Annotated in this window: 24 protein-coding genes; 21 read left to right on the top strand and 3 right to left on the bottom strand. The window is 65.8% G+C overall.

All coding sequences use genetic code 11. The annotated features are described in order from the left end of the window. The first annotated feature begins 3 nt into the window (after positions 1-3). The 16 genes from murD to CH285_RS15860 all read left to right on the top strand — a co-directional run bounded on the left by murD (position 4) and on the right by CH285_RS15860 (position 18050). Positions 4-1464, top strand: coding sequence for a UDP-N-acetylmuramoyl-L-alanine--D-glutamate ligase (gene murD, locus CH285_RS15930; RefSeq protein WP_094644269.1), 1461 nt, complete (start codon positions 4-6; stop codon positions 1462-1464). Then, complete coding sequence (gene ftsW, locus CH285_RS15925; RefSeq protein WP_094644268.1) at positions 1461-3041, top strand: putative lipid II flippase FtsW; 1581 nt, start codon at positions 1461-1463, stop codon at positions 3039-3041. The genes murD and ftsW overlap by 4 nt, the downstream gene beginning before the upstream one ends. After that, positions 3038-4180 carry an undecaprenyldiphospho-muramoylpentapeptide beta-N-acetylglucosaminyltransferase gene (gene murG / locus CH285_RS15920; protein ID WP_027497344.1) on the top strand — a complete coding sequence of 381 codons (1143 nt, stop codon included), beginning with the start codon at positions 3038-3040 and terminating at the stop codon, positions 4178-4180. Before ftsW ends, murG begins: the two co-directional genes overlap by 4 nt. A 65-nt stretch (positions 4181-4245) precedes the next feature. Next, complete coding sequence (gene murC / locus CH285_RS15915; RefSeq protein ID WP_094644267.1) at positions 4246-5748, top strand: UDP-N-acetylmuramate--L-alanine ligase; 1503 nt, start codon at positions 4246-4248, stop codon at positions 5746-5748. A gap of 122 nt (positions 5749-5870) precedes the next feature. Continuing rightward, entirely contained in the window at positions 5871-6539 is a 669-nt protein-coding gene (locus CH285_RS15910) for a cell division protein FtsQ/DivIB (protein ID WP_230593424.1), read from the top strand. A 175-nt stretch (positions 6540-6714) separates the two neighbouring features. Next, a complete protein-coding gene (gene ftsZ / locus CH285_RS15905) occupies positions 6715-7989 on the top strand; it encodes a cell division protein FtsZ (RefSeq protein WP_027497341.1) in 1275 nt (424 codons plus the stop codon). Then, complete coding sequence (pgeF, locus tag CH285_RS15900; protein ID WP_094644266.1) at positions 7986-8747, top strand: peptidoglycan editing factor PgeF; 762 nt, start codon at positions 7986-7988, stop codon at positions 8745-8747. Before ftsZ ends, pgeF begins: the two co-directional genes overlap by 4 nt. Beyond that, on the top strand, positions 8744-9481 hold the full coding sequence (locus tag CH285_RS15895; RefSeq protein ID WP_094644265.1) for a YggS family pyridoxal phosphate-dependent enzyme: 738 nt from the start codon (positions 8744-8746) through the stop codon (positions 9479-9481). Before pgeF ends, CH285_RS15895 begins: the two co-directional genes overlap by 4 nt. Positions 9482-9562: 81 nt before the next feature. After that, the gene (locus tag CH285_RS15890; RefSeq protein WP_032368101.1) at positions 9563-10213 is read left to right on the top strand and encodes a cell division protein SepF; all 651 of its coding nucleotides are present in this window, start codon (positions 9563-9565) and stop codon (positions 10211-10213) included. 82 nt (positions 10214-10295) lie between these two features. Then, complete coding sequence (locus CH285_RS15885; RefSeq protein ID WP_027497338.1) at positions 10296-10583, top strand: YggT family protein; 288 nt, start codon at positions 10296-10298, stop codon at positions 10581-10583. Between the two features lie 160 nt (positions 10584-10743). After that, a complete protein-coding gene (gene wag31, locus CH285_RS15880; protein ID WP_027497337.1) occupies positions 10744-11598 on the top strand; it encodes a DivIVA-like cell division protein Wag31 in 855 nt (284 codons plus the stop codon). Positions 11599-11675: 77 nt separating this feature from the next. Continuing rightward, a complete protein-coding gene (locus CH285_RS27985) occupies positions 11676-11852 on the top strand; it encodes a hypothetical protein (protein ID WP_027497336.1) in 177 nt (58 codons plus the stop codon). 310 nt (positions 11853-12162) lie between these two features. Beyond that, positions 12163-15300, top strand: coding sequence for an isoleucine--tRNA ligase (gene ileS, locus CH285_RS15875; protein ID WP_094644385.1), 3138 nt, complete (start codon positions 12163-12165; stop codon positions 15298-15300). Between the two features lie 10 nt (positions 15301-15310). Next, positions 15311-16003, top strand: coding sequence for a peptide deformylase (locus CH285_RS15870; protein WP_176458480.1), 693 nt, complete (start codon positions 15311-15313; stop codon positions 16001-16003). A 2-nt stretch (positions 16004-16005) separates the two neighbouring features. Then, entirely contained in the window at positions 16006-17367 is a 1362-nt protein-coding gene (locus CH285_RS15865; protein WP_094644264.1) for a DNA polymerase IV, read from the top strand. A 197-nt stretch (positions 17368-17564) separates the two neighbouring features. Continuing rightward, positions 17565-18050, top strand: coding sequence for a hypothetical protein (locus tag CH285_RS15860; protein WP_176456734.1), 486 nt, complete (start codon positions 17565-17567; stop codon positions 18048-18050). Positions 18051-18144: 94 nt separating this feature from the next. Here the strand turns inward: CH285_RS15860 and CH285_RS15855 are convergent, their stop codons facing one another. Together CH285_RS15855 and CH285_RS15850 are read right to left on the bottom strand one after the other, a co-directional pair. Then, on the bottom strand, positions 18145-18885 hold the full coding sequence (locus tag CH285_RS15855) for a hypothetical protein (protein ID WP_094644263.1): 741 nt from the start codon (positions 18883-18885) through the stop codon (positions 18145-18147). Continuing rightward, positions 18882-19844: a hypothetical protein gene (locus tag CH285_RS15850; protein ID WP_230074477.1), complete on the bottom strand. Its 963-nt coding sequence runs from the start codon at positions 19842-19844 to the stop codon at positions 18882-18884. The genes CH285_RS15855 and CH285_RS15850 overlap by 4 nt, the downstream gene beginning before the upstream one ends. Positions 19845-19936: 92 nt before the next feature. Here CH285_RS15850 and lspA point away from each other — a divergent pair, with 92 nt between their 5' ends. From lspA to dnaE, 4 genes are all read left to right on the top strand, one after another. Beyond that, positions 19937-20569 (top strand): signal peptidase II, encoded by a 633-nt coding sequence (gene lspA / locus CH285_RS15845; RefSeq protein ID WP_032368097.1) that lies wholly within the window; start codon positions 19937-19939, stop codon positions 20567-20569. Next, positions 20566-21492 (top strand): RluA family pseudouridine synthase, encoded by a 927-nt coding sequence (locus tag CH285_RS15840; protein ID WP_027497328.1) that lies wholly within the window; start codon positions 20566-20568, stop codon positions 21490-21492. The genes lspA and CH285_RS15840 overlap by 4 nt, the downstream gene beginning before the upstream one ends. Beyond that, entirely contained in the window at positions 21492-22151 is a 660-nt protein-coding gene (locus CH285_RS15835) for a hypothetical protein (protein ID WP_032374345.1), read from the top strand. The genes CH285_RS15840 and CH285_RS15835 overlap by 1 nt, the downstream gene beginning before the upstream one ends. 145 nt (positions 22152-22296) lie before the next feature. Continuing rightward, positions 22297-25833: a DNA polymerase III subunit alpha gene (gene dnaE / locus CH285_RS15830; RefSeq protein WP_027497326.1), complete on the top strand. Its 3537-nt coding sequence runs from the start codon at positions 22297-22299 to the stop codon at positions 25831-25833. Here the strand turns inward: dnaE and CH285_RS15825 are convergent. Continuing rightward, positions 25804-26073: a hypothetical protein gene (locus tag CH285_RS15825; protein ID WP_048318680.1), complete on the bottom strand. Its 270-nt coding sequence runs from the start codon at positions 26071-26073 to the stop codon at positions 25804-25806. The genes dnaE and CH285_RS15825 overlap by 30 nt on opposite strands. A gap of 164 nt (positions 26074-26237) precedes the next feature. Here CH285_RS15825 and CH285_RS15820 point away from each other — a divergent pair, with 164 nt between their 5' ends. Further along, a complete protein-coding gene (locus CH285_RS15820; protein WP_027497325.1) occupies positions 26238-26672 on the top strand; it encodes a nitroreductase family deazaflavin-dependent oxidoreductase in 435 nt (144 codons plus the stop codon). Positions 26673-26682: the final 10 nt, after the last annotated feature.

Here is a 26682-nt window from a genome sequence, read left to right as displayed (position 1 = left end):
GCGATGACCGAAGCCTCGACCGATCTGTCCTGGTTGCGCGGTAGTTCCGTGCTGGTCACCGGTGCGCGCATCTCCGGGCTGGCCGTCGTACGCCCACTGCTGGACCTCGGCGCACTCGTGACCGTCACCGACTCGAACCGAGCTGCGCTCGACGAGGCGTCGGCGCTCGGTGCTGCCGTAGTGGTTCAGGACGATCTGCTCGCCGATTCGAACGCGATCGCGGCCTTTGCGCTCGTCGTCACCAGTCCCGGGTTCCGGCCGGACTCTCCGGTGCTGGCTGCGGCCGCCGACCACGGCGTCCCGGTGTGGGGCGACGTGGAGTTCTCGTGGCATCTCGACCGCGCCGAGGTGTACGGCCCGCGAGCTCGCTGGCTGGTGGTCACCGGCACGAACGGTAAGACGACCACCACCTCGATGCTCGCGTCGATCCTCGTCGCTGCCGGAATCGACTCCGTCGCCTGCGGAAACATCGGCCTCCCCATCGCCGACGCGTTGCGCGGTACCCCGCATCCGCGCGTACTCGCGGTCGAGCTGTCGTCCTTCCAGTTGTTCTGGGCACCGTCGGTTCGTCCCGCGGCGGGGGTGGTGCTCAACATCGCCGAGGACCATCTGGACTGGCACGGGGGCATGGACGGGTACGTCCAGGCCAAGGCGCGCGCGTTGAGCGGGGACGTCGGGGTCGTCGGACTCGACGACGCGGTGGCGGCCGGTCTGCGGGCGGGGGCACCGGCAGCGACGGTCGTCGGTTTCCGCCTGAACGAACCCGCCGCGGGCGAGCTGGGAGTGCGGGCGGGAATGCTCGTCGACCGTGCGTTCGGGGACAACGTCGAGTTGCTCCGGGCCGACGAGGTGGAACCGAGTGGCCCGTCCGGTGTGCTCGACGCGTTGGCCGCGGCTGCGTTGGCGCGATCGATCGGTGTCGACGCCGAGGCCGTCCGAAACGGATTGCGGACGTACCGGGTGGGACCGCATCGGGCCGCAGTGGTGCGTGAGCTCGGTGGGGTGACGTTCGTCGACGATTCCAAGGCGACGAATCCGCATGCCGCGCGCTCGTCGATCCTCGCGCACGATCGGGTCGTGTGGATCGCGGGCGGGTTGTTGAAGGGTGCGGTGATCGACGATCTGGTCGTCGAGATCGCCGATCGGCTCGTGGCTGCTGTGGTGTTGGGCCGCGATGGGATGCAGATCGCAGAGGCTTTGGCGCGACACGCCCCCGATGTTCCGGTCGTCAGGCTCCCTTCGGGAGACGATGCTGGTGTGACTCATGAGGCTGAAGATGCAGATGCGGTGATGCGAGCGGCCGTCGACCACGCTGCGGGGTTCGCCGCCTCCGGCGATACCGTCCTGCTGGCCCCCGCGGCTGCGTCGTTGGACATGTTCGTCGATTACGGCCACCGCGGCCGAAGCTTCGCCGAGTCCGTCGAGCGCCTCGACATCGCCGCCCTCGGATCGCCGCGATCGTGACCACCGCAGCTCGACCGGCGCGTCCACCTCGTCGCACCACCACGCCGCGCACCCGAATCGGACTGTGGTTCGGTCGGCCGCTGGCGTCGTTCCACCTCATCGTCACGATCGCGGTGCTGCTCACCGTGCTGGGACTGGTCATGGTGCTGTCCGCGTCGTCGGCCGAATCGTTCGCAGCCGACGAGTCCGGCTACGCGCTGTTCACGCAACAGCTGATCGGTGTCGCACTGGGTGTGGTCGCGTTTTATGCGGCGCTTCGGCTGCCGGTGCGATACCTGCGCAAATTGTCGTTCCCGCTCTTCCTGGTCTCGATCACGATGTTGATGCTGGTGTTGATCCCCGGTATCGGTGCCGAGCGTCAGGGCGCACGGCGTTGGTTCGACTTCGGTGTCGTCTCGTTCCAGCCGTCCGAGCTGGCGAAGGTCGCGTTGGTTCTGTGGGGAGCGCACCTGCTGGCCTCCCGTCGCAGCGAGCACGGCAACATCAAGTCGCTGCTGGTGCCGTTGCTGCCTGCGGGCCTGCTCATGTGTCTGCTCGTCGTGCTCCAGCCCAACCTCAGTACCGCGATCGCCCTGGGCATCATTCTCGTCGCACTACTGTGGTTCGCCGGCCTCAACGCCCGGCTGTTCGGAGCAGTCCTGGTGACCGGTTTGGCTCTGGCGACCGTGCTCGCGTTCACCGCCGGCTACCGCTCGAACCGCGTCAAGGCCTGGCTCAACCCGGGGGAGGACACCCAGGGTCTGTCGTATCAGTCCACCCAGGCCAAGTACTCCTTGGCCGACGGCGGACTCTTCGGTCGCGGATTGGGACAGAGTCGCGCGAAATGGAGCTACCTCCCCAACGCGCACAACGACTTCATCTTCGCGATCATCGGCGAGGAGCTCGGCATGATCGGCTGCCTCGCCGTCATCGGATTGTTCGGTCTCTTCGTCTACACCGGCCTACGCATCGCAATGCGGTCGGTCGATCCGTTCCTGCGTCTGTTGACTGCAGGCGCAACGTGCTGGGTGTTCGGTCAGGCCATGATCAACATCGGCTACGTGGTCGGGCTGCTGCCGGTGACCGGTCTGCAGCTTCCGCTGGTGTCCTACGGCGGTACGTCCACGGCCATCACGCTGTTGATGTTCGGGATCATCGCCAGTGCGGCCCGACACGAACCGGAAGCCATCGCCGCACTGCACGCCGGGCAAGAGGGTCGTATCGCCCGAGCTCTGAGATTGCCGCTGCCTGCTGTCTTCTCACCGAAGCGGGCCGCGATGGCACGCTCCAAATCCACCCGTCCCACGTTGGCGGCGCAGGATCGCACACGTCTCGAGTCCCGCAAGAACAAGGACAGCCGCGGGGCACGGTCACCCGAGCCCGGACGTACCCGGGTGTCGAGTTCACGGGTGGACACGGCCGGCCCCAACGGGTCGGCCAGGAACGCACCCCGTGGCCACGCCCGCCGTGCCGAGCCCCAACGCCGAGACACCGGCAGCGGGTACGCCGCCGGACCACGGTCGCCGTATCGGCCGCGTCCGGAACCGCAACCCGGTCGTCCGCCGGTCCGCTCGGGTGAGCGAGGATATCGACGGTGAAGCAGACATCGAGGCCGATATCCGTGGTGGTGGCCGGAGGCGGAACCGCCGGACACATCGAGCCCGCGCTCGCCGTGGCCGACGCCCTGCGCGAGCTCGACCCCACCGTCACCGTCACCGCCCTCGGCAGCAGCCGGGGGCTCGAAACGACACTGGTACCCGCCCGCGGCTACGCGCTGGAACTGATACCGCCCGTGCCGCTGCCTCGCAAGCCCACTCTCGACCTGGTGAAGTTACCGGTTCGGGTCGCACGGTCGGTGCGTCGAACCCGGGAGATCTTCGCTGCGGTCGAGGCCGATGTACTGGTCGGCTTCGGCGGTTACGTCGCGCTTCCTGCGTATCTCGCTGCCCGCGGTCGACTTCTCGGTCGCGGCGGCCGTATTCCGGTGATCATTCACGAGGCCAATGCCCGCGCCGGCATCGCGAACAAGGTCGGTGCACGCAGCGCCGAACGAGTCCTTGCCGCCGTCGCCGGATCTGGTATCTCTGCACCGGGGTCCGAGGATGCAGAAGTGATCGGAATTCCGGTGCGGCCCACCATCACCGGTCTCGATCGCGCAGCGATGCGGTCGCAGGCTCGCGCTCATTTCGGTCTGCCCGAACACGGGCCGGTGCTGCTGGTGTTCGGCGGTTCACAGGGCGCGCGTTCACTCAACGACGCAGTGTCCGGTGCCTCGGCCGCCCTTGCCGCCGCCGGCATCTCGGTTCTGCACGCACACGGTCCCAAGAACACACTGGACGTGGAGCAGAGCAATCCGGATGCTCCGTACGTCGCAGTGCCCTACATCGACCGGATGGACCTGGCCTACGCGGCGGCCGATCTCGCGATCTGCCGGTCCGGTGCCATGACGGTCGCCGAAGTCTCCGCGACCGGGCTTCCTGCCGTGTACGTGCCTCTACCGCACGGCAACGGTGAGCAGGAGCTCAATGCCCGTCCCGTCGTCGACGCCGGAGGTGGCATCCTGGTAGCCGACGCGACGCTGAGCGCGCAGTACGTGACCGACACGGTCGTCGCTTTGGTGGCCGACACCGAGCGCATCGCCGCGATGTCCCGTGCTGCGGCAGGAGCCGGTCACAAGGGTGCTGCGGCTGCCGTTGCGCAGATCGTGCTCGATACCGCGCACGCGGCGCGGCGCTGAACCGGGCGGCGGCGAGAATGCCACAGAACGAGGGAGACGTCCGCGTGACAACTGAGGGTGCGGCGATGTCGGAGTTGTCGGCAGAGCTCGAACGGGTGCACATGGTGGGAATCGGCGGTGCCGGGATGTCCGGGATCGCACGCATTCTGCTGGCGCGCGGTGGTCAGGTGTCCGGATCGGATGCCAAGGAATCGCGCGGGGTGTTGGCGCTGCGAGCCCGCGGTGCGCTGGTGCGAATCGGGCACGATGCAAGCGCGCTGGACATGATCGACGGCGGCCCCACCGTGGTCGTGACGACCCACGCGGCCATACCCAAGACCAACCCCGAACTCGTCGAGGCTCGCGATCGCGGGATTCCGGTGGTGTTGCGGCCCGCCGTCCTCGCGTCGTTGATGGAGGGGTACCGCACCCTGCTGGTGTCGGGCACGCACGGCAAGACGTCGACCACATCGATGTTGGTCGTCGCACTGCAGCACTGTGGGTTCGACCCGTCGTTCGCCGTCGGCGGTGAGCTCAACGAGGCCGGAACCAACGCGCATCACGGCAGTGGCGACGTCTTCGTCGCCGAGGCGGACGAGAGTGACGGTTCGCTGTTGCAGTACTCCGCGAACGTGATCATCGTGACGAACATCGAGGCCGATCATCTCGATTTCTTCGGTACGACCGAGGCCTACGTGAAGGTGTTCGACGATTTCGCCGCGCTGCTGCACCCGGGCGGTGTGCTGGTGGCATGCATGGACGATCCGGGTTCGGCAGCTCTGGCCCGCCGCGTGGTCGAGAAGAATCTCCCCGGAGTGACGGTGCTCGGCTACGGGTCGTCCGACGTCGACGCCGGACCGGTCGAGATGGCCGTTCGCCTGTTGGCCTGGGAGCCCGAGGACATCGGCGGCGTCGCGCAGTTGCAGATCGCCGGTGAGGACTCTGCCCGCACGGTTCGGCTGGGAGTACCGGGACGGCACACCGCCCTCAACGCCCTGGCGGCGTTCGTGGCTGCCCGCCAGGTGGGCGCGGGGGTCGAGGAGTTGCTGGCCGGGCTGACCGGATTCGGGGGAGTGCACCGGCGGTTCCAGTTCACCGGACGCGAGCACGGAGTACGAGTGTTCGACGACTACGCCCATCACCCCACCGAGGTGCGGGCCGTGCTGACCGCTGCGCAGGCGTTGGTCGCGGGTCAAGCACTTCCGGGCGAGCGGGGGCGGGTCGTGGTGGTGTTCCAACCGCATCTGTACTCACGTACTGCGACGTTCGCCGAGGAATTCGGTACCGCACTGTCGTTGGCCGACGAGATCGTGGTGCTCGACGTCTACGGCGCTCGCGAGGAACCCCTGCCCGGTGTGACCGGGGCCTTGGTCGCAGCGTCGGTGACCAAACCGGTGAACTACCAACCGGATCTGTCGTTGGTCGCCAAGCAGGTGGCCAATCTCAGCCGTCCCGGCGACGTGGTGATCACGATGGGTGCGGGCGACGTGACCATGCTCGGCGGTCCCATTCTCGACGCCCTTCGTTCCAAAACCGATTTCGGTGCCACGACCGGCCGCGCGGTACCGAAGGATCGGCCGTCGACGTGACTCGTCGGTCCGATCGAGACCGCGCTTCCAGATCGGAACCCGTTGCCGGGCAGGGTGATTCGACGTCGTCGGTCACAGACAGGCAAGCTCGCGCGCAGGCCAGGGAAGAAGAGCGCGCTCGCGTGAAACGGTCACGCCGTCGCGCGGTGCTTGCCGTCGTGGCGGTTGTCGCAGTGATCGTCGGGTCGGCAGTACTGGTCTACTTCACGCCGCTGCTGTCGGTTCGGACGATCTCGGTCGTGGGAGCCTCGTCGGTGTCCGAACAGGAGATCCTCGACCGACTCGAGGTGCCGACCGGCCTGCCGCTGGTCCGTGTCGACGCCGCGGCCGCGGCCCAGCGTGTTGCGTCGATACCGGAGCTGGCATCGGTTCGGGTGCAACGGAAATACCCGTCCACCGTGCAGGTCACCGTCGAAGAACGTGTCCCGGTGGCGTTCGTCGATTCTCCCGACGGCACTCACTTGCTCGATGCAACCGGCGTGGACTTCGCCGTCGCACCGCCTCCGCCCGGGGTGGTCCGACTGGTGACCGACAATCCTGTCTTCGGCGATCCGGTGACGAAAGATGCACTGGCTGTGCTCGATTCGCTGCCGCCGCTGATTCGAGGTCAGGTCGGCGAAGTGCGCGCGAGCACGCTGTCCGACATCTCGATCCTGCTGTTGGACGGGCGTACCGTCGTGTGGGGGAACAAGGACAACTCCGAGCGCAAGGGGGCGGTGGCCATCGCGCTGCTGTCGCAACCGGGTCAGATTTTCGACGTGTCCAGTCCCGATCTTCCGACCACGAAATAGCAACGGGTCCGAAAGGCTCATATTTTCGGCGCGGCATCGGCGCGCCTAATGGCGATCGTGGCCGTCGGTGAATAGCGTTCCGATCAGTCGAGTACTTGACATAACTCTAAGCCTGTGGTTTAGGTTGAGGGTTTTCCACATTTTTCGAGCAACAATCCACGGAAGGCGAGAGCCCATGACGCCCCCGCACAACTACCTCGCCGTAATCAAGGTCGTCGGCATCGGCGGCGGCGGCGTGAACGCGGTCAACCGGATGATCGAACAGGGACTCAAGGGAGTCGAGTTCATCGCCGTCAACACCGACGCTCAGGCCTTGCTGATGAGTGACGCCGACGTCAAGCTCGACGTCGGCCGTGAGCTGACTCGCGGACTCGGTGCCGGTGCCGACCCCGAGGTGGGTCGCCGCGCAGCGGACGACCACAAGGACGAGATCGAAGAGGTCCTCAAGGGTGCCGACATGGTCTTCGTCACCGCAGGTGAGGGTGGCGGAACCGGTACCGGCGGTGCTCCCGTCGTCGCCAACATCGCGCGCAAGCTCGGCGCGCTGACCGTCGGCGTCGTGACGCGTCCGTTCTCCTTCGAGGGCAAGCGCCGTGGTGGCCAGGCCGACACCGGTATCCAGCAGCTGCGTGAATCCTGCGACACGCTCATCGTCATCCCCAACGATCGTCTGCTTCAGCTCGGCGACGCAGCCGTCAGCCTCATGGATGCGTTCCGCAGTGCCGACGAGGTCCTGCTCAACGGCGTTCAGGGCATCACCGATCTGATCACCACCCCCGGGCTGATCAACGTCGACTTCGCCGACGTCAAGGGCGTCATGTCCGGCGCAGGCAGTGCGCTGATGGGCATCGGTTCCTCCCGCGGTGAAGGCCGCGCGATCAAGGCCGCGGAATCCGCGATCAACTCGCCGCTGCTGGAAGCGTCCATGGAAGGTGCCCGCGGAGTGCTGCTCTCCATCGCGGGTGGCTCGGATCTCGGCCTGTTCGAGATCAACGAGGCCGCCTCGCTGGTCCAGGAAGCTGCGCACATCGACGCCAACATCATCTTCGGAACCGTCATCGACGACTCTCTCGGCGACGAGGTTCGTGTCACCGTCATCGCCGCCGGGTTCGACGGAGGAACGCCCACGCGTCGTCCGGTCGAGGCAGCGGCATCCACCCGCGGCCCGATCGGATCGGCGCGCTCGGGGGAGGTCTCCTCACGCTCGAACGACAGCTCCGAGGGCGCTGTGTTCCGCGACCCGGTCGGCGCACCCAGCGGATCGAGCCTGCCCCCGCTGAACTCGTCCAGTTCGTCGAACCGCGAATCGTCCAGCCGCGAGTCCGCAGCCGGTCACGGCCGGGATTCCGGCGGTCAAGGCCGCGAGTCGGTCGGATCCGGACGCCGCGTTCCCGTCGCCGAGGACGACGGCGAAGACGAGGTCGACGTACCGTCCTTCATGCGGCGGTGAGTGACTCCTTTCGGGTCAGGCGGGTGTCGACGACGCGAGCAGGCGGCGTGTCGGCCCCGCCGTTCGACACCTTCAATCTCGGTGACCACGTAGGCGACGACCCGGCTGCTGTCGAGGCCAACCGTCGACGCCTCGGTGACCGGTTGGGTATGGGCATCGAACGCATGGTGTTCATGGAACAGGTCCACGGCCGCACCGTCACGGTGGTGGACGGGCCGGTGTCCGAGCCCGTTCCCATGACCGATGCGTTGGTGACGACGCAGCGCGATCTCGCGCTCGTGGTGTTGACGGCCGACTGTGTTCCGGTGTTGTTGTCCGACGAAGAGGCGGGCGTGATCGCCGCGGTGCACGCCGGCCGCGTCGGTGCCCGCATCGGCATCATTCCTCGAGTACTCGCGTCGATGGTCGAGCTGGGCGCGGTCCCGGAGAGGATCGGGGCCTTCCTCGGCCCGGCGGCCAGTGGGCGTCAGTACGAGGTACCCGCCCACATGCGCGCCGACGTCGACAAGCATCTTCCCGGAAGCGCGACGACGACGGTTCGGAACACCCCCGGTCTCGATATCCCGGCCGGTGTGCGCGCGCAGCTGGTCGCCGCCGGACTGCACGGAGTGGCTCAGGATCCCCGGTGCACCATCGAGGATCGCACCCTGTTCAGCCATCGCCGGGAGGGTTCGACCGGCCGTATCGCGAGCGTCGTGTGGATGGATTCCGCATCCGCAGACGAGGTTCCCGACTCCGGCCAGGAGAGGATGCCGTGAGCGAGCCCACCGACCGAGCTGCCGAGATCGCCGCCGCGTTGGCGTCGGTACGCGAACGACTGGCGCGAGCATGTGCGGACGCAGGTCGAGAAGACTCGACCGTGACTCTGCTGCCGGTGACGAAGTTCTTCCCCGCGTCCGACGTTCGGATCCTGTACGAGCTGGGCTGCCGTGAGTTCGGCGAGTCCAGAGAGCAGGATGCGTCGCCCAAAGTGGCCGAGACCGCCGAGGACTTCCGCGGTGATCCGCCGCGATGGCACATGATCGGGCATCTCCAGCGAAACAAGGCGAAGTCCATCGCTGCGTGGGCGCACTCCATTCACTCGGTGGACAGTGCTCGATTGGTCACCGCGCTGTCCAAGGCCACCGAGACAGCACTCGACGACGGCGCTCGGACGACGCCGCTCGACGTCCTCGTTCAGGTCAGTCTCGACGGCGATGTCCACCGCGGCGGCGTCGAACGCGGGGACCTGTACGAGTTGGCCGACGCGGTGTCGACCGCACCCGGCTTGCGTCTGGCCGGACTGATGGCCGTACCTCCGTTGGACGCCGACGCGGACGCTGCGTTCGGTGATCTCCAGGTGCTGCATCAGCGACTTCTGCGTGATCATCCCGATGCCCGCGAGTTGTCGGCCGGCATGACGGGGGACCTGGAAGCTGCTGTGCGACACGGATCGACGTGCGTGCGTGTCGGTACCGCAATACTCGGTGCGCGGCCGATAGCCTCCCAATAACAGTCCACGGATCACATCAGTCACAACAGACACTTGCGAACCTGGAGATGGACAGTAGACACGGCCACGGAAGGCAGAACGATGAGCACCCTGCACAAGTTCAAGGCGTACTTCGGCATGGTTCCGCTCGCGGACTACGAGGACGACTACCTCGACGATCCGGACACCCGCCGCAGTCCCCGTGGTGGCCGTGACGGTTACGACGACATCGACGATCGTGACTTCGTCAAGCCGTCGTTCGGTGGCTCGCGGCACGCGCAGGCCGAGGACGACTACGACGATTACGAGGCCCCTCGCCCCGCTGCGACGCTCGCTCCGATCGGTGGACGCGCACGCGGCACAGCAGGACCGTCGACCCGAGGCGCAGCCACCCGTGGCGCGCTGGCGATGGACACCCGCATGGACGTGCGGGCCGAGACGCGACGCAGCCCGATCGTCGACGACGGCGGCCCGCTCTCGAAGATCACCACCCTGCGCCCGCGGGACTACAGCGAGGCGCGCACCATCGGTGAGCGTTTCCGTGACGGCACTCCGGTCATCATGGATCTCGTCGAAATGAGCAACGCCGACGCCAAGCGACTCGTCGACTTCGCTGCCGGATTGGCCTTCGCGCTCCGTGGATCGTTCGACAAGGTGGCCACGAAGGTGTTCCTGCTTTCGCCTGCCGATGTCGATGTATCCCCGCAGGAGCGCAGGCGAATCGCGGAAACCGGCTTCTACAGCCAGCAGTGATCGTTTCTCCCCTTGGGGCGGCAAGTCGGAGCTGTGACCAGCGCACTTTGCTCAGCCCGGCGAAGTCAGGCAGAGTATAGCCGTGATCGTGTTCACGGTGATCAACATCGTATTGTTTCTTTTTTGGCTCCTTCTCATCGGTCGAATCATCGTCGAGTTCATCAGGACTTTCGCGAGAGATTGGCAACCGACCGGGCTGGTCGTCATCCTTCTGGAGGCGATCTTCACGGTCACCGACCCGCCCGTGAAGTTCCTGCGCAGGATAATTCCGCCGCTCAACCTCGGTGGTGTGCGACTGGACCTGTCGATCATGGTCTTGCTGTTCGTCGTGTTCATTCTGTGGAATGTGACCAGCAGCCTCGCGGCCTGAGGCCGAAGATGGAATGTTAGAACTCGGGACCCAGCGCAAGCTGCGTGTCCCGTGTGACAGAATGGACGCCAGTTACAGTTTGATTGTTCTGCACTCGCGCGGAATGGCATATAACTGAATGCTTGCTCTACCGCCCCAAGACGCGTGAAGGGATCCTTCCATGCCGCTGACTCCAGCTGATGTGCACAACGTTGCGTTCAGCAAGCCGCCCATCGGTAAGCGCGGTTACAACGAAGACGAGGTCGACGCATTTCTCGACCTCGTCGAGCAAGAGTTGTCCCGACTGATCGAAGAAAACGCCGACCTGCGCCAGCGCGTCGGTGAGCTCGACCAGGAGCTTGCGGACGCCAAGAACTCTGCGCGCCAGAGCCCACAGTCGGCTCCGGTCGCCGCACCGAAAGCCGAGCCGCAGCGGCCGGTCGATCCCCCCAAGCCGCCACCGGTGGTTCAGCAGCCTGCGCCGGTCGCTCCCGTGGCCGCAGCACCGCAGCAGAGCGGCGACTCCAACATGCAGGCCGCGAAGATTCTCGGTCTCGCGCAGGAAATGGCGGACCGTCTCACCGGCGATGCGAAGACCGAGTCCGAGCAGCTGCTCGGCAATGCGCGCACCAACGCCGAACGTTTGGTGTCGGATGCCCGCGCTCGCTCGGAGTCGATGATGTCCGAAGCGCGGCAGAAGTCCGAGTCGCTGCTCACCGATGCACAGACTCGCTCCGAGACCCAGCTTCGCCAGGCCAAGGAGAAGGCCGACGCATTGCAGGCCGACGCCGAGCGCAAGCACACCGAGATCATGGCGACGATCAACCAGCAGCGGTCCGTGCTGGAAGGTCGCATCGAGCAGCTCAAGACGTTCGAGCGCGAATACCGGGTGCGCCTCAAGTCGTACCTCGAATCGCAGCTCGAAGAGCTCGAGAACCGTTCCTCGGCGCTGCCGGTGGACAACGGCCAGGACAACTTCAACCAGGACAACCAGACGTCCGGCTACAGCCAGTCGTACGCCAAGGGCAACAACTGACGCGATCGTTCTCCGACGCTGCCTCTCGGGGCAGCGTCGGGCTCGGTTGTAGCGTCGAGTGGTGAGCGAGGAATCCTGTGCTGATTCTGACCCTCGGCGCGGCGGCTGTCGGGTTCGGGTTCTTGGTGTTGGCCCTGATGACCGGATCGGTCGTCTGGGCCTGGGCCTGCATCGTGATCTGCATAGTCGGGGCGGTGCTGCTCCTGGTCGGGGCCCTGCTCGGGCGACGGCCACCGCCCGAGATCGACAGGTAGCATCTACGCGGCAGTGCATCAGTTCGACGGTTGTCAGACGAAAGAACAATCAGGCGTCGATCCGGCCATCACCGGGGAGCCTTCGGAAGAACGACAGTGACGATTCGGTCTGCAACGACCGAAATGGGCTGTTCAGTAGAACCGAACGGGTGAGCCCGTCACAGCTCGTGTGGAGAGGCTCGGTCCGACGGGTTCCATCGGTCCGAGCAAGCGGGGTGGTACCGCGGTATTCGGCGTCCCCATCGCCGAATGTCGTCCCCGTGCCAATCGATGTCGCGTCCTGTACGCGTCCGGCACGGAGGAGACAGATATGACAGATTCGAGCGCACGCACCGAGAACGCGTCGTACCCGCTGGTGGATCTGGCCGAAGGTCGATCGGGAAGCGTTCCGTTTCCCGATCTCGAGCGTATCGTGCTGCACGAATGGGCCGAGGACGGCACGTTCCGCGCCAGCATCGACAACCGCGCCGATGCCGAGGAATTCGTTTTCTACGACGGACCTCCGTTCGCCAACGGTTTGCCGCACTACGGCCATCTGCTCACCGGGTACGTCAAGGATCTCGTGCCCCGGTTCCAGACCATGCGCGGCAAGAAGGTCGAGCGTCGTTTCGGGTGGGACTGCCACGGCCTTCCCGCCGAATTGGAAGCGGAGAAGCAACTCGGCATCAAGGACAAGTCCGAGATCGACGAGATGGGTCTGGCGAAGTTCAACGCCTACTGCAAGCAATCGGTGTTGCAGTACACCGACGAGTGGCGGGATTACGTCACTCGGCAGGCGCGGTGGGTCGACTTCGACAACGACTACAAGACCCTCGACGTCGACTTCATGGAGTCCGTCATGTGGGCGTTCAAGACGCTCCACGACAAGGGCCTGATCTACCAGGGCTACCGAGTGCTGCCGTACAGCTGGTACGAGCAGACGCCGCTGTCCAACCAGGAGACCCGGCTCGACGACGCGTACAAGATGCGTCAGGATCCCGCGGTCACCGTCACCATGCCCCTGACGGCACCGGGCACACCCCTGGACGGCGCGAACGCACTGATCTGGACCACCACTCCGTGGACTCTGCCGTCGAACCTCGCGATCGCGGTGCATCCGGAGGTGCACTACGTTCAGGTCCGCGGTGCCGACGGTGAGCGTTACGTGCTCGCCTCTGCCCGACTCGCGCACTATGCGAAGGAACTGGGGGAGGAGCCGGAGGTGCTCTCGGAGCACACCGGCGCGGAGTTGGTCGGCCTCGCCTACGCACCGCCCTACGACTTCTTCCTCGGCCACGAGAATGCGCATCGCGTTCTGGAGGCCGATTACGTCACCACCGACTCCGGCACCGGAATCGTCCATCTCGCACCGGCATTCGGTGAGGAGGACATGGACGTCGCCACCGCGAACGGTATCGAGGTCGTGCAACCGCTCGATGCGGGCGGCAAATTCACGTCGTTGGTGCCGCCCTACGAGGGCCTGATGGTGTTCGACGCCAATCCGGTGATCATCAAGGATCTCAAGGCCTCGGGCCGCTTGCTGCGGCACGAGACCATCGAGCACTCGTACCCGCACAGTTGGCGTAGTGGTCAGCCGCTGATCTACATGGCGGTTCCGTCGTGGTTCGTCGCGGTCACCAAGTTCCGCGATCGGATGGTCGAGCTCAACCAGGAGATCACCTGGGTGCCCGAGCACATCAAGGACGGTCAGTTCGGCAAGTGGCTCGAAGGTGCCCGCGACTGGAACATCAGCCGAAACCGGTACTGGGGCAGCCCGATCCCGGCCTGGACGTCCGACGACCCCGCCTACCCTCGTCTCGACGTGTACGGCAGCCTGGACGAGCTCGAGCGTGACTTCGGGGTGCGTCCGACCGATCTGCATCGGCCGTACATCGACGACCTGACGCGTCCCAACCCGGACGACCCGACCGGCAAGTCGACGATGCGTCGCGTTCCCGAGGTGTTGGACTGCTGGTTCGAATCGGGCTCGATGCCGTATGCGCAGGTGCACTTCCCGTTCGAGAACGAGGAGTGGTTCCAGACGCACAACCCGGGCGACTTCATCGTCGAATACAACGGTCAGACGCGCGGCTGGTTCTACACCCTGCACGTGCTCGCGACTGCTTTGTTCGACCGGCCTGCCTTCAAAACCGTTGCTGCCCATGGCATCGTGCTCGGTGACGACGGTCTGAAGATGAGTAAGTCGAAGGGGAACTACCCGGACGTCAAGGAGGTCTTCGACCGCGACGGCTCGGATGCCATGCGGTGGTTCCTGATGTCGTCGCCGATCCTGCGCGGTGGCAACCTGATCGTCACCGAGCAGGGCATCCGCGAGGGAGTGCGGCAGGCGCTGTTGCCGATCTGGAACGCGTGGAGTTTTCTGCAGCTCTACGCGTCGACGCCGGGGCAGTGGCGGACCGATTCTCCGCATGTGCTCGATCGATACGTGCTGGCCAAACTGTCCGCCACGCGGGATGCGATCACCGAGGCGCTCGAAGGGAACGACATCGCCGGGGCGTGCGACGAACTGCGTACGTTCTGTGACGCACTGACCAATTGGTATGTGCGACGGTCGCGTTCACGCTTCTGGGGCGAGGACGCCGACGCGATCGACACCCTGCACACGGTGCTCGAAGTGCTCACCCGCATCGCCGCTCCGTTGTTGCCGTTGATCAGTGAGGTGGTCTGGCGCGGGTTGACCGGTGGCCGATCGGTGCACCTGACGGATTGGCCGACGGCCGACGAGTTGCCGTCCGACCCGGAGCTGGTCGACAGCATGGACGAGGTTCGTACCGTGTGCTCCACGGTGCTCGGTCTGCGTAAGGCACAGAATCTGCGCGTGCGGCTGCCGCTGCCCGAGGTGACCGTCGCGGCCGCCGACGCCGAGCGTCTGCGTCCGTTCCTCGACATCATCGCCGACGAGGTCAACGTCAAGAAGGTGGATCTGACCGAAGACGTTGCCGTGCACGGCAAGTTCGAGCTCGTCGTGAACGCACGCGCTGCCGGGCCGCGGATCGGCAAGGATGTCCAGAAGGTCATCAAGGCAGTCAAGGCCGGTGACTGGTCCGAGGACGAAGACGGCGTCGTGAGCGCCGCAGGCATCGCGTTGCTGCCCGAGGAGTACACCCGCAGACTCGTTGCCGCGGAGCCGGAATCGACGGCACCGCTGCCCGGGAACGCGGGACTCGTGGTGCTCGATTCGGCGGTCACCGAAGAGCTGGAGGCCGAGGGTTGGGCCAAGGACCGCATCCGTGAGCTGCAGGATGCGCGTCGTAGCCACGGACTCGATGTGTCCGACCGTATCGACATCGTCATCGAGGTACCCGAGCATCGACGGGCGTGGCTGGACGCTCATCGGGATCTGATCGCGCGCGAGGTACTCGCGTTGTCGCTGGTCGACGGCTCGGTCGGCGACGACGGCAGCGATCTCGGTGAAGGAGTTCGGGCAGCGATCACGAAGTCGTCGTGACCGAGGGCATATGAGCGAGGGGCACCGGGTCGTCGTGACCGAGGAGGAGGTGGTCGATGCCGTCCACGAGCGTCTCTCCGAGGCTCGCGGCGGCGTCGTTCCCATCGTCGCCGCCGGCCATCCGGTGCTGCGTGCCCCGGCGCTGCGCTACACCGGTCAGCTCGAGCGTGATGTGTTGACGGAGTTGATCGAGGTGATGCGAGCGACGATGCACGACGCGCCCGGTGTCGGCCTTGCTGCCCCGCAGATCGGAATTCCGTTGCAGATCGCGGTGATCGAGGATCTTTTCGAAGTCGCGAAGGGCGTCGCCCGGGTCCGGGAGCGCACCCCGTTGTCGTTCCGAGCGTTGATCAATCCTCGGTACACCCCGGTAGGACGACGCACTGCCTCGTTCTACGAGGGCTGCCTCAGTGTGCCGGGGTATCAGGCCGTCGTCACTCGCGCCGCGGAAGTCCGGCTTGTGTGCACCGACGAGACCGGCCGAGAGATCGACGAGGTGGTGCGTGGCTGGCCCGCACGGATCGTGGCCCACGAGAGCGATCACCTCGCCGGCACGCTGTACATCGATCGTGCGCACACACGGTCGCTGACCACGACGGAGCAGTACTCCGCACTGTGGTCCGATCCCGGACCGGAGCGGGCTGCACGTGTGCTCGGCTTCGGTGCCGACGCCCCGTTCGAGCCGCCCGACGGCCGTCGTTGACCATGCCCGACAGTGTCGATCGGACTCTGCGGAGCCGGCGTTGGGTGTTGCATCTGGACATGGACGCGTTCTTCGCGTCTGCCGAGCAGCTGACGCGGCCGACGCTGCGGGGTCGGCCGGTGCTGGTCGGCGGTGCAGGCGGCAGAGGCGTGGTGGCCGGGTGCAGCTATCAGGCCCGGGCGTTCGGGGCTCGTTCGGCGATGCCGATGCACCAGGCCCGTCGACTCGTCGGTGCGAGCGCAGTGGTCCTGCCGCCGCGGTTCCCGCTGTACTCGGAGCTGAGCAGACGTGCCTTCGAGGCACTTCGGGTGCGCATGCCCGTGCTGGAACAGCTCTCGATCGACGAGTCCTTCGGCGAGCCGCTCGAGCTGGCGGGCGCGACGGTGGCCGAGGTCGAGCGCTTCTGTGCCGATCTGCGGGCGCTGGTACTGGCAGAGACCGGGCTCGTCGCCTCCATCGGTGCCGGGTCCGGGAAACAGATCGCCAAGATCGCGTCGGGTCTGGCCAAACCCGATGGAATCACGGTGGTAGCGCCCGGCATCCAGGCCGAGTTGATGGCCGATCTGCCGGTGCGCAAGTTGTGGGGGATCGGCCCTGTTGCCGGAGAACGGTTGCACCGGTTGGGGATCGACACCATCGGCAAGTTCGTGGCTACGCCCGAGTCGGAAGTGGCGTCGATTCTCGGTGCGACCATGGGCCCGAGCCTGCATCAGCTGGCGCGCGGCATAGACAACCGGGTGGTGGCCGAGCGGGCCGAGGCCAAGCAGGTCAGTGCCGAGACGACGTTCGCGAACGACCTGACGACTCTCGCTCAACTACGCCCGGCGATCGAGTCCATCGTCGAGTCGACTCATCGCCGGTTGCTGAAGGACGGCCGGGGGGCCCGCACGGTCGTGCTCAAGTTGCGTAAGTCCGACATGAGCATCATCACCAGATCGGCGACATTGCCCTACGCGACGGTGGACAAGCAGACGATCGTGGCCACTGCTCAGCGGTTGGCGGTCGATCCGCTGGATGTCGGACCGATCCGGCTCGTCGGTGTAGGACTCGCCGGTCTGTCCGCGGTTCGGCAAGGATCGTTGTTCCCCGAACTCGAGTACGAACCGGTTGCTCCGGTCCCGGACGAGCCGTTACCCGCGACTGAGGAGGCCGCGAATCTCGCCGTGGTCGAGGACGGTCCGCGGTGGCAACCGGGTATGGACGTTCGGCATGTTCGGTACGGTCACGGGTGGGTGCAGGGCGCGGGACACTCGGTGGTGACGGTCCGTTTCGAGACGCGGACCACCGGCCCGGGAACGGCCCGCACCTTTGCAGAATCGGACACCGACCTGGTCGTGGCCGATGTTCTGGACAGCTTGGCGTGAGTTGTGGCGCGGCTGAGGAAACTCTGTGAGGTTTCACAGGTATGCCCTTCGCGTTGTGACTCGGGCGAGTCGAGCTGACATAGTGGACTCGGTCCGAGACGACCCCCATACAGACGACCGACGAGTCACAGAACGATCGATACGTGACTCAGAGTGAAAAGGACAAGCACTTGAAGCTTCGCAACACCCGACGGGCCATGGTTGCCGGTATCGCCATCGCCGGTGCACTGACCATGTCTGCCTGCAGCTCGGAAGAGGGCGGCACGACGGCCACGACCACGACGGTTGCCACCACCACCGCGAGTGCTGCACCCGCGGGCGGGGACTACCCGCCGGTGCCCACCGTCGAGCAGCTCAACACCGAGCTCAACCGCGGACTCGATCCCAACGTTCCGGTCGAGGAGAAGGCTGCTCTGATCCAGGGTGCGTCCGAGGATCCGGGTCTGATCAACCAGGTTGCCGCCGCTGCTGTGGCCAACAACGCACAGATCGAGATCACCAGCATCGACGATCTGGGCACCGGTGAGCTCAACGCGGGTATCACCATCACCCTCAACGGCCAGGCCAACCCCGGCACGTTCAAGTTCGTCCCCGAGGACGGTGTGTGGAAGCTCTCCAAGGAGAACGCCTGCGGCATCGTTTCTCTCGCGCAGCTGACCAGCCCGGCGTGCCCCGCACCCTGAGTCCTGCCGATCGTCTCTGACCAACCGCGAACTGCCGGTGACACCCTTTTTCGAGAGGGAGTCACCGGCAGTTCGTCTTGTGTCGGGACGGCGGTCAGGCGCTGGGCACGGCCGATCTAATGCGATCCGCTGCAGACCCCGCGACGGCGGTGACGGTCTCCGGTTCCAGTCCGCTCTGGTCGGAGACGACGATCTGCACCACGGTCGAGTCGACCACCGCCACCACGACGTCGGAGACCAGCGTGAAGCCCTCGCTCGTGGTGGTCAGTCGAATCGATGCGGACGCGTCGCCGATGGTCGTCTGGTCACGCCCCGCCACCGAGTAGTCGACGCCGATACCGTCCGCGTCGGTTCCGGTGAACGTCGAGCACTCGGCCCACGCTCGCTGAATGTTCGCGAAAGCCTCGGCGGCTCCCGGCACGGGATAGCTCGCCGCGTCCTCGTCGATCGACGAGAAATTCGGCCCGGAGAAGCGAACCACCGCGCTCGACGCGGCTCCGGCCTGCTGTTGCGATACCGGCGCGAGGACGGCGGCGCACTCGGCCGGGTCGGTGCTCGAGCGATCAGGCGAGTCGTACTCCGGTGCCGGATCCAATCCCAGATCACGAACCGGATCGGGAATCGAGGAGAAGCCGTCCGGCAGGTCTGCGAGTCCCAGCATCGCGGCAGTCAGCGCGGCCGGATCGGTGATGGGCGGACCGCGCAGCGGGTCGGGAGCCGCGACGGTGGTGACGGCAGGCGTGGCCGTTTCGGCAGGCTCGTCCGTGCTGCATCCGGTGGCAGCGATCCCGAGAATCGACAACGTCGCCAGTACTCGGGTGGCAGCGCGCGTCATCGGGCGGTCCAGGTGATCGAATCGCCGACGGTTTGCCGAAGCACCGTGGTGCTGTCGGGGTCGGTGTACATCTGCTCGCCGCCCGCGGTGATCGCACCTCCGACCGGAAGTGGTCGGGAGAGATCGACGTCGAGTGTTCCCGCGCCCGTGAAGGTGTAGGACGCGATGTTGAGCGTGCCCGCATTGTCGGGCAGATTCCACACCGACGATTCGGGCGTCTGGGTGATGGCCACGTCGAGGGTCGCGCGGTCGCCGTCGAGTGCACGCAAGGTGACCGTGGTGCGCTGGTTCAGTGTGATGCCGCTGAGCACTTGCTGATCGACGGTCCAGACCGCGCCGACCCCCACTTCCGCGTCGGGAAAGTCGATGGATCGGTACACGGCCGCGTTCAAGGAGCGTTCGATCGCGGCTCGGGCGGTATCGAGGGCATCGTCGGCCGGCGTGATGTGCAGAGCGGTGATCGCTCCGGAATCGGTCCTGGCCAATCGTGCAGTCGATCCATCGGATGCGGAGAGTGCGTCGGTCAGTCCAGCGTCCGGTGACGTCGCCGCCCCGATGGTCAGCTCGACGGAGGTCGTGGCCCCGCTCGACGCGTCCTCGTCCGGCACGGTGTCGGACGCCGAGGCAGTCAGCGGCACGGTCAGTTCCGGACTGGAGAAGTCTTGCGGCGCAGCAGCATTGATCTGTTGCTGCACGGTCGAGGTGGTGGTGAGGTCGACGCTCTGGTTCTGCGCGTCCGTGTCGGAGCTGTCGAAGGTGAGCGCGCGCCGTGGCTCGCTACCGGGATCGACGACGGTGGTGGTCGTGGGCGTCACCGCGATCGTGACCTCGTTCGAGGACGGGGTCTGCTCGGGTGCAGGATCTGGATCACCGCTCGAGCATCCGGCCAGTAGAGCCACTGCGCAGGATGCGGCCACGAAGCCGGAGCGGACGGTGCGGGTGCGTTCGGTCGACTTCACGGGCACCAGGCTACTGATGACACCGTGTGCGCAGACCGCTACCACGCGGCTCGGATGCGGACCGAAGGTTGTCGATGCGCCATGATGGACGGGTGAGTGACGACCGACCCGACGATCCGACCACCGAGACCAGTGCAACCCCCGAACCCAGCGAGGCTGCAGACGGGCAGGTGTCCGACGCCGGCAGTGCTGTGCTTCGGCCCGCCGCACCTTTGCGGACCCGACTCCTGGTGGCGATCGCTGCAGTGATTCTGCTGTTCGACCTGATCACGAAGATCGTGGTGGTGCACTTCGTGAAGCCTGGAAACCCGATCGAGATCATCGGCGACGTCGTGACACTGCGGCTGGTGCGCAATCCCGGAGCGGCGTTCTCCATGGCCACCGGAATGACGTGGTTGTTGACGCTGGTCGCCGTGGCCGTGGTGATCGGGGTCGTGAAGATCGGTCGAACGCTGCGTTCGCCGTGGTGGGCGCTGGGTCTGGGTCTGGTTCTCGGCGGCGCTCTGGGCAACCTGATCGACCGGTTCTTCCGCGCACCGGGCCCGTTCCAGGGTCACGTGGTCGATTTCGTATCGGTGGGATGGTGGCCGGTGTTCAATGTCGCCGACTCGTCCATCGTGTGCGGGGCCATCCTGCTCGTCGCGCTCAGCCTGTTCGGTTTCGAGCCCAACGGCGAACGGGTGACGAAGTCCACGTCCGATGCCCCGCAGAAGGCCGACTCGTGAGGGAATCGCGTTCCATGCCGGTGCCCGACGGTTTGGACGGCATGCGCGTCGACGCCGGCCTGGCGCGACTTCTCGGGCTCTCGCGCACGGTCGCCGCAGCCTTGGCCGAAGAGGGCTCGGTGCTGGTCGATCACAGTGCCGTCGGGAAGTCCGATCGCCTCTCGGGTGGGTCGTGGCTCGAAGTGACTCTGCCCGAACCTGCACGTGAGCTGACGATCGAGGCCGAGCCGGTCGAAGGTATGGAGATTCTCTACGCCGACGACGACGTCGTGGCCGTGGACAAGCCCGTGGGCGTCGCCGCGCACGCCAGTGTGGGCTGGACCGGGCCGACCGTCATCGGCGGCCTCGCGGCCGCCGGTTTCCGAATCTCCACGTCCGGCGCGCACGAGCGTCAGGGCATCGTGCACCGACTCGATGTGGGAACGTCCGGGGTGATGGTGGTCGCGACGTCCGAACGGGCATACACCGTGCTCAAGCGGGCGTTCAAGGCTCGTACGATCGACAAGCGTTATCACGCCCTGGTGCAGGGACATCCGGATCCGAGCAGTGGAACCATCGATGCTCCGATCGGACGGCACGGCAGCAACGACTGGAAGTTCGCCGTCCGCGCGGACGGCAAGCCCAGCGTCACCCACTACGACACGGTCGAGGCCTTCCAGGCCGCGAGCCTGCTGGACGTCCACCTGGAAACCGGTCGCACACACCAGATCCGCGTGCACTTCTCGGCGCTGCGGCACCCGTGTTGCGGCGACCTGACCTACGGGGCCGACCCGCGGTTGGCCGAACGGTTGGGCCTGGAACGTCAGTGGCTGCACGCGCGTTCGCTCGGCTTCGCGCACCCGTCCGACGGCCGCTGGGTCGAGATCGAGAGCAAGTACCCGGCAGACCTCGAACACGCTCTCGAGGTGCTCCGGAAGGCGTGATGCGCGGAGTCTCGGGTGTGGTCGGTGTCGTCGTCACGATCGCTCTGGTGGTCGGTGGCCTGGCCGTCGTCGGCCATCTGAACCCGCAACGGCAGCTGCGCGTGGGCACCGACCGGCTCGGCCCGGAGAGCGGCGAGCAGGTGACCGACTACCTGGCTCGCGCCGAGGCGAGTCTGCTCGGCAACGATGCCGAACCTCGCTGGGGATCGGTGTCGTTCGATCGCGAACTCACCGCCGAACAGGCCTACGCCGCCGCGAACGGCGTGCGCATCTCGATGGTGCTCTTTCGAGTACCGCTCGATCGCGTGCAAACTCCGATCCTCACAGTCGGTGTTCCCGGCAGTGAACGGTCGATACTGAATGCGACCGCGCGCGCTGCCGGCCAGATCCAGGAATCGTTCGGCGTGGAGGACCGGCAGGCTCAGATAGACGCTGTGTCGCAGCGCCGGTTGCTGAGCGGATGCGCATGCGTGGTGACGGTGGTCGTGCGGGGCACCGCGGCCGAGTTGAGCGAGGTGGCAGGCCGCGACGGGGTGCGGGCGGTGGAGGCACTTCCGCCCGACGCGGTGTCCGGGAAGTTCGCCGTCGAGCCGTTGCTTCCGGAGTACATCGACGTCGTCGGGCCGCTGCCGGACGACGGGCCGGTTCCCGCCGAATGAGGCAACTTCAGTCTCGTTCGTCACACCCGTCACGTCCTCCCAGGACACACCGTCGGCCTGAAAAATCTGTCGGTTCCACCGCCTAGAGTGGGTGCATTCGCGGCTCGTATTTTCGAAAACGCACGACCTTCAGGAGAGAACCTTCGTGGCCGATTCGTTCGTTCATCTGCACAACCACACCGAATATTCGATGCTCGACGGTGCCGCCAAGATCGGGGCCATGTTCGCCGAGGCGGCGCGGTTGGAGATGACGGCGGTCGGCATGACCGACCACGGCAACATGTACGGAGCCAGCGAGTTCTACAACGAGGCCAAGAAGGCCGGCATCAAGCCGATCATCGGTATCGAGGCCTACATCGCTCCCGAATCCCGATTCAACAAGAAGCGCGTGCTGTGGGGCGACCGAAGCCAGAAGTCCGACGACGTCTCCGGTAGCGGTGCGTACACGCACATGACGATGGTGGCGGAGAACGCGACCGGCGTGCGCAATCTGTTCAAGCTGTCCTCGCTGGCGTCCATCGAGGGTCAGCTCGGCAAGTGGGCCCGGATGGACGAGGAGATCATCGCTCAGCACGCCGAGGGCATCATCGCCACCACCGGCTGCCCGTCCGGTGAGGTTCAGACGCGCCTACGTCTGGGCCAGGACCGCGAAGCACTCGAGGCCGCGGCCAAGTGGCAGGAGATCTGGGGACCGGACAACTTCTTCCTCGAGTTGATGGACCACGGTCTGTCCATCGAGCGACGAGTCCGAGAGGGCCTGCTCGACATCGGCAAGAAGCTGTCCATTCCGCCGTTGGCCACCAACGACTGCCACTACGTCACCAAGGACGCCGCCGAGAACCACGAGGCTCTGCTGTGCATCCAGACCGGTAAGACGCTCAGCGATCCCACTCGCTTCAAGTTCGACGGCGACGGCTACTACCTCAAGTCCGCTGCCGAGATGCGTGCTCTCTGGGACGACGAGGTACCCGGTGCCTGCGACAGCACGCTCCTCATCGCCGAGCGAGTCCAGCCCTACGACGAGGTGTGGGCGCACCGCGACCGGATGCCGATCTTCCCGGTTCCCGAGGGATACACGCAGGGAACGTGGCTGCGGCACGAGGTCATGACCGGACTCGAACGTCGGTTCCCCGACGGTCCGGCCGAGGATTACCTCGCGCGAGCGGAGTACGAGATCAAGGTGATCCTGGAGATGGGCTTCCCGGCCTACTTCCTCGTGGTCGGCGACCTCATCAACCACGCGAAAGCGGTCGGCATCCGCGTCGGACCGGGCCGTGGTTCCGCCGCCGGATCCCTGGTTGCCTACGCCATGGGCATCACCAACATCGATCCGCTCCCGCACGGATTGCTCTTCGAGCGATTCCTCAACCCCGAGCGTGTGTCGATGCCCGATATCGATATCGACTTCGACGATCGTCGTCGCGGTGAGATGGTCCGCTACGCCACGGAGAAGTGGGGTAGCGACCGGGTTGCGCAGGTCATCACCTTCGGCACCATCAAGACCAAGGCTGCCATCAAGGACTCCGCACGTGTGCAGTTCGGCCAGCCCGGTTTCGGCATCGCCGATCAGATCACCAAGGCTCTGCCGCCACCCATCATGGCCAAGGACATCTCGGTGGCCGGCATCACCGATCCGTCGCACGAGCGCTACAAGGAGGCCGTCGAGGTCCGAGCGCTCATCGACTCCAACCCCGACGTGGCCACGATCTACAAGACGGCCAAGGGCCTCGAAGGCCTGATCCGCAACGCGGGCGTGCACGCCTGCGCGGTCATCATGTCCTCGGAGCCGCTCACCGACGCCATCCCGGTGTGGAAGCGCGCCCAGGACGGCGCGATCATCACCGGCTGGGACTACCCGTCGTGCGAGGCCATCGGCCTGCTGAAGATGGACTTCCTCGGTCTGCGAAACCTCACGGTCATCGGCGACGCGATCGACAACATCAAGGCCAATCGCGGCATCGACATCGATCTCGACGCGTTGCCGCTCGACGATCCGGCGACCTTCGAATTGCTTTCTCGCGGAGACACTCTCGGTGTTTTCCAGCTCGACGGCAGCGCGATGCGAGACCTGCTGCGCCGCATGCAGCCCACCGGTTTCGAGGACATCGTCGCCGTGCTGGCGCTGTACCGCCCGGGTCCGATGGGCATGAACTCGCACAACGACTACGCCGACCGCAAGAACGGGCGGCAGGAGGTCAAGCCGATTCACCCTGAGCTCGAAGAGCCGCTCAAGGTGATTCTCGGCGAGACGTACGGCCTGGTGGTCTACCAGGAGCAGATCATGCAGCTCGCGCAGAAGGTCGCCGGGTACACCCTGGGCCAGGCCGACCTGCTGCGTCGTGCCATGGGAAAGAAGAAGCTCTCCGAGCTGGAGAAGGCGTACGCCGGATTCCGTCAGGGCATGTTGGACAACGGCTTCTCCGAGGCCGCGATCAAGGCGCTGTGGGACACCGTGCTCCCGTTCGCCGGCTACGCGTTCAACAAGTCGCACTCGGCCGGATACGGCCTGGTCTCGTACTGGACGGCGTACCTCAAGGCCAACTATCCGGCCGAGTACATGGCCGGCCTGCTCACCAGTGTCGGTGACGACAAGGACAAGGCCGCGATCTACCTGGCCGACTGCCGCAAGCTCGGCATCACGGTGCTGCCACCGGACGTCAACGAATCCGAGCTCAACTTCGCATCGGTGGGCAAGGACATCCGGTTCGGTCTCGGCGCGGTGCGCAACGTCGGCACGAACGTGGTCGCATCGATCATCAGAGCGCGGTCGGAGAAGTCCAAATACACGGACTTCTCGGACTACCTGGGCAAGATCGACGCGATCGCGTGCAGCAAGAAGGTCACCGAATCTCTCATCAAGGCAGGCGCTTTCGACTCTCTCGATCATCCGCGCAAGGGTCTGATGTTGATCCATGCCGACGCGATCGATGCGGTGATGGGCACCAAGAAGGCCGAGGCGATCGGACAGTTCGATCTGTTCGGCGGTGAGGACGCCGACGAGTCCATTTCCTCGGTGTTCAACGTCCGCGTGCCGGACGAGGAGTGGGAGTCCAAGCACCGTCTGGCCCTCGAGCGCGAGATGCTCGGTCTCTACGTGTCGGGTCACCCGCTGCTCGGTGTCGAGCACATGTTGGCCGCTAAGTCCGACTGCAACATCCCGACCATTCTCGAAGGGGACATCAAGGACGGTACCCAGGTCACCGTCGGCGGAATTCTGGCCTCGGTGAACCGGCGGATCAACAAGAACGGTCTGACGTGGGCGTCGGCTCAGCTCGAGGACCTTGCCGGCGGCATCGAGGTGCTGTTCTTCCCGCAGGCCTACTCGGTGTTCGGTGCCGACGTCACCGAGGACTCGGTGGTGCTCGTCAAGGGTCGCGTGTCGGTGCGTGACGACCGGGTGTCGTTGATCGCGAACGATCTTGCAGTGCCGGATCTTTCGGCGATCGGTATCGACAAGCCGCTCGCGGTAAGTTTGCCGACGCGACTGTGCACGGCAGACAAGGTCGGCGCGCTCAAGCGGGTGTTGATCAGCCACCCAGGGACCTCGGACGTCCATCTACGTTTGGTCAGTGGCGACAAGATCACCACGATGAAGCTCGACGACAGTCTGCGGGTCACGCCGACGTCGGCGTTGATGGGAGACCTGAAGGCGCTACTGGGGCCCGGCTGCCTGACGGGGTGAGCCGGTCCGGGCGGGGTGGACCTCGGTCAACCGCAGAGTCCACCACGCGGCGACTGCGACTGCTGCGCCGCCCAGAACGGCTGCCTGCAGCGATCCGACCAGCGCGAGCGTGGCGACGAACACGACGAACCCGATCGCCAATGACTCGAGCTTGTACAGAGGCCATTCGACTCCGGCGACATCGACCGTGCGCAGGACGGGGACAGTTCGACGGCTCACCTGGTTGCTCGTGTAGGTCATCGCGTCCTCCTCGGGTACGCCCGTCCGGTTCGATGATTCGGGTGTCCGGCGGGTGAAGTTCAGACTATACCCACGCAAAGATTCGGTCCACCGAACTCACGGTTCCGACCTGCGACGACCGAGATTCGGTGGCGTCCCGGCGACCGTGGGTGTTGACTGAAACCATGCCATTGACAGGAGAATACGAACCGAGTTCATCCGACTGGGCCCGCAAGCAGGCCGAGCTGTACGAGAACTCCGGCGGAACCGAAGGCACGACGATGAACGGGATGCCGGTCGTGCTGCTGACCACCAAGGGAAACAAGAGCGGGAAGCTGCGCAAGTCGCCGTTGATGCGGGTGGAACACGATGGGGAGTACGCCATCGTGGCCTCCCTCGGCGGTGCGCCGAAGCATCCCGTCTGGTACTTCAACGTCAAAGCCGAGCCGCTGGTGGAGTTGCAGGACGGACCCGAAAAGCATGATTACGTCGCTCGGGAGGTAACCGGCGACGAGAAGGCCGTGTGGTGGGAGCGTTCGGTCGCGGTCTACCCCGATTACGCGGATTACCAGAAGAAGACAGACCGGGAGATCCCGGTGTTCGTCCTCGCTCGCGCCTGAGCGCGATCGG

The organism is Rhodococcus sp. 05-2256-B1 (assembly GCF_002258465.1).
GTDB classification, from domain to species: domain Bacteria; phylum Actinomycetota; class Actinomycetes; order Mycobacteriales; family Mycobacteriaceae; genus Rhodococcoides; species Rhodococcoides fascians.
Note: the sequence above shows the minus strand (reverse complement) of the source record. Positions and strands in the feature narration are given on the sequence as shown.

Coding starts and splice junctions, on each gene's coding strand:
- murD (WP_094644269.1), top strand. CDS start 4: ATGACCGAAGCCTCGACCGATCTGTCCTGGTTGCGCGGTAGTTCCGTG.
- murC (WP_094644267.1), top strand. CDS start 4,246: ATGTCGGAGTTGTCGGCAGAGCTCGAACGGGTGCACATGGTGGGAATC.
- ftsZ (WP_027497341.1), top strand. CDS start 6,715: ATGACGCCCCCGCACAACTACCTCGCCGTAATCAAGGTCGTCGGCATC.
- CH285_RS15890 (WP_032368101.1), top strand. CDS start 9,563: ATGAGCACCCTGCACAAGTTCAAGGCGTACTTCGGCATGGTTCCGCTC.
- wag31 (WP_027497337.1), top strand. CDS start 10,744: ATGCCGCTGACTCCAGCTGATGTGCACAACGTTGCGTTCAGCAAGCCG.
- ileS (WP_094644385.1), top strand. CDS start 12,163: ATGACAGATTCGAGCGCACGCACCGAGAACGCGTCGTACCCGCTGGTG.
- CH285_RS15870 (WP_176458480.1), top strand. CDS start 15,311: ATGAGCGAGGGGCACCGGGTCGTCGTGACCGAGGAGGAGGTGGTCGAT.
- CH285_RS15865 (WP_094644264.1), top strand. CDS start 16,006: ATGCCCGACAGTGTCGATCGGACTCTGCGGAGCCGGCGTTGGGTGTTG.
- CH285_RS15860 (WP_176456734.1), top strand. CDS start 17,565: ATGGTTGCCGGTATCGCCATCGCCGGTGCACTGACCATGTCTGCCTGC.
- CH285_RS15855 (WP_094644263.1), bottom strand. CDS start 18,885: ATGACGCGCGCTGCCACCCGAGTACTGGCGACGTTGTCGATTCTCGGG.
- CH285_RS15835 (WP_032374345.1), top strand. CDS start 21,492: ATGCGCGGAGTCTCGGGTGTGGTCGGTGTCGTCGTCACGATCGCTCTG.
- CH285_RS15825 (WP_048318680.1), bottom strand. CDS start 26,073: ATGACCTACACGAGCAACCAGGTGAGCCGTCGAACTGTCCCCGTCCTG.
- CH285_RS15820 (WP_027497325.1), top strand. CDS start 26,238: ATGCCATTGACAGGAGAATACGAACCGAGTTCATCCGACTGGGCCCGC.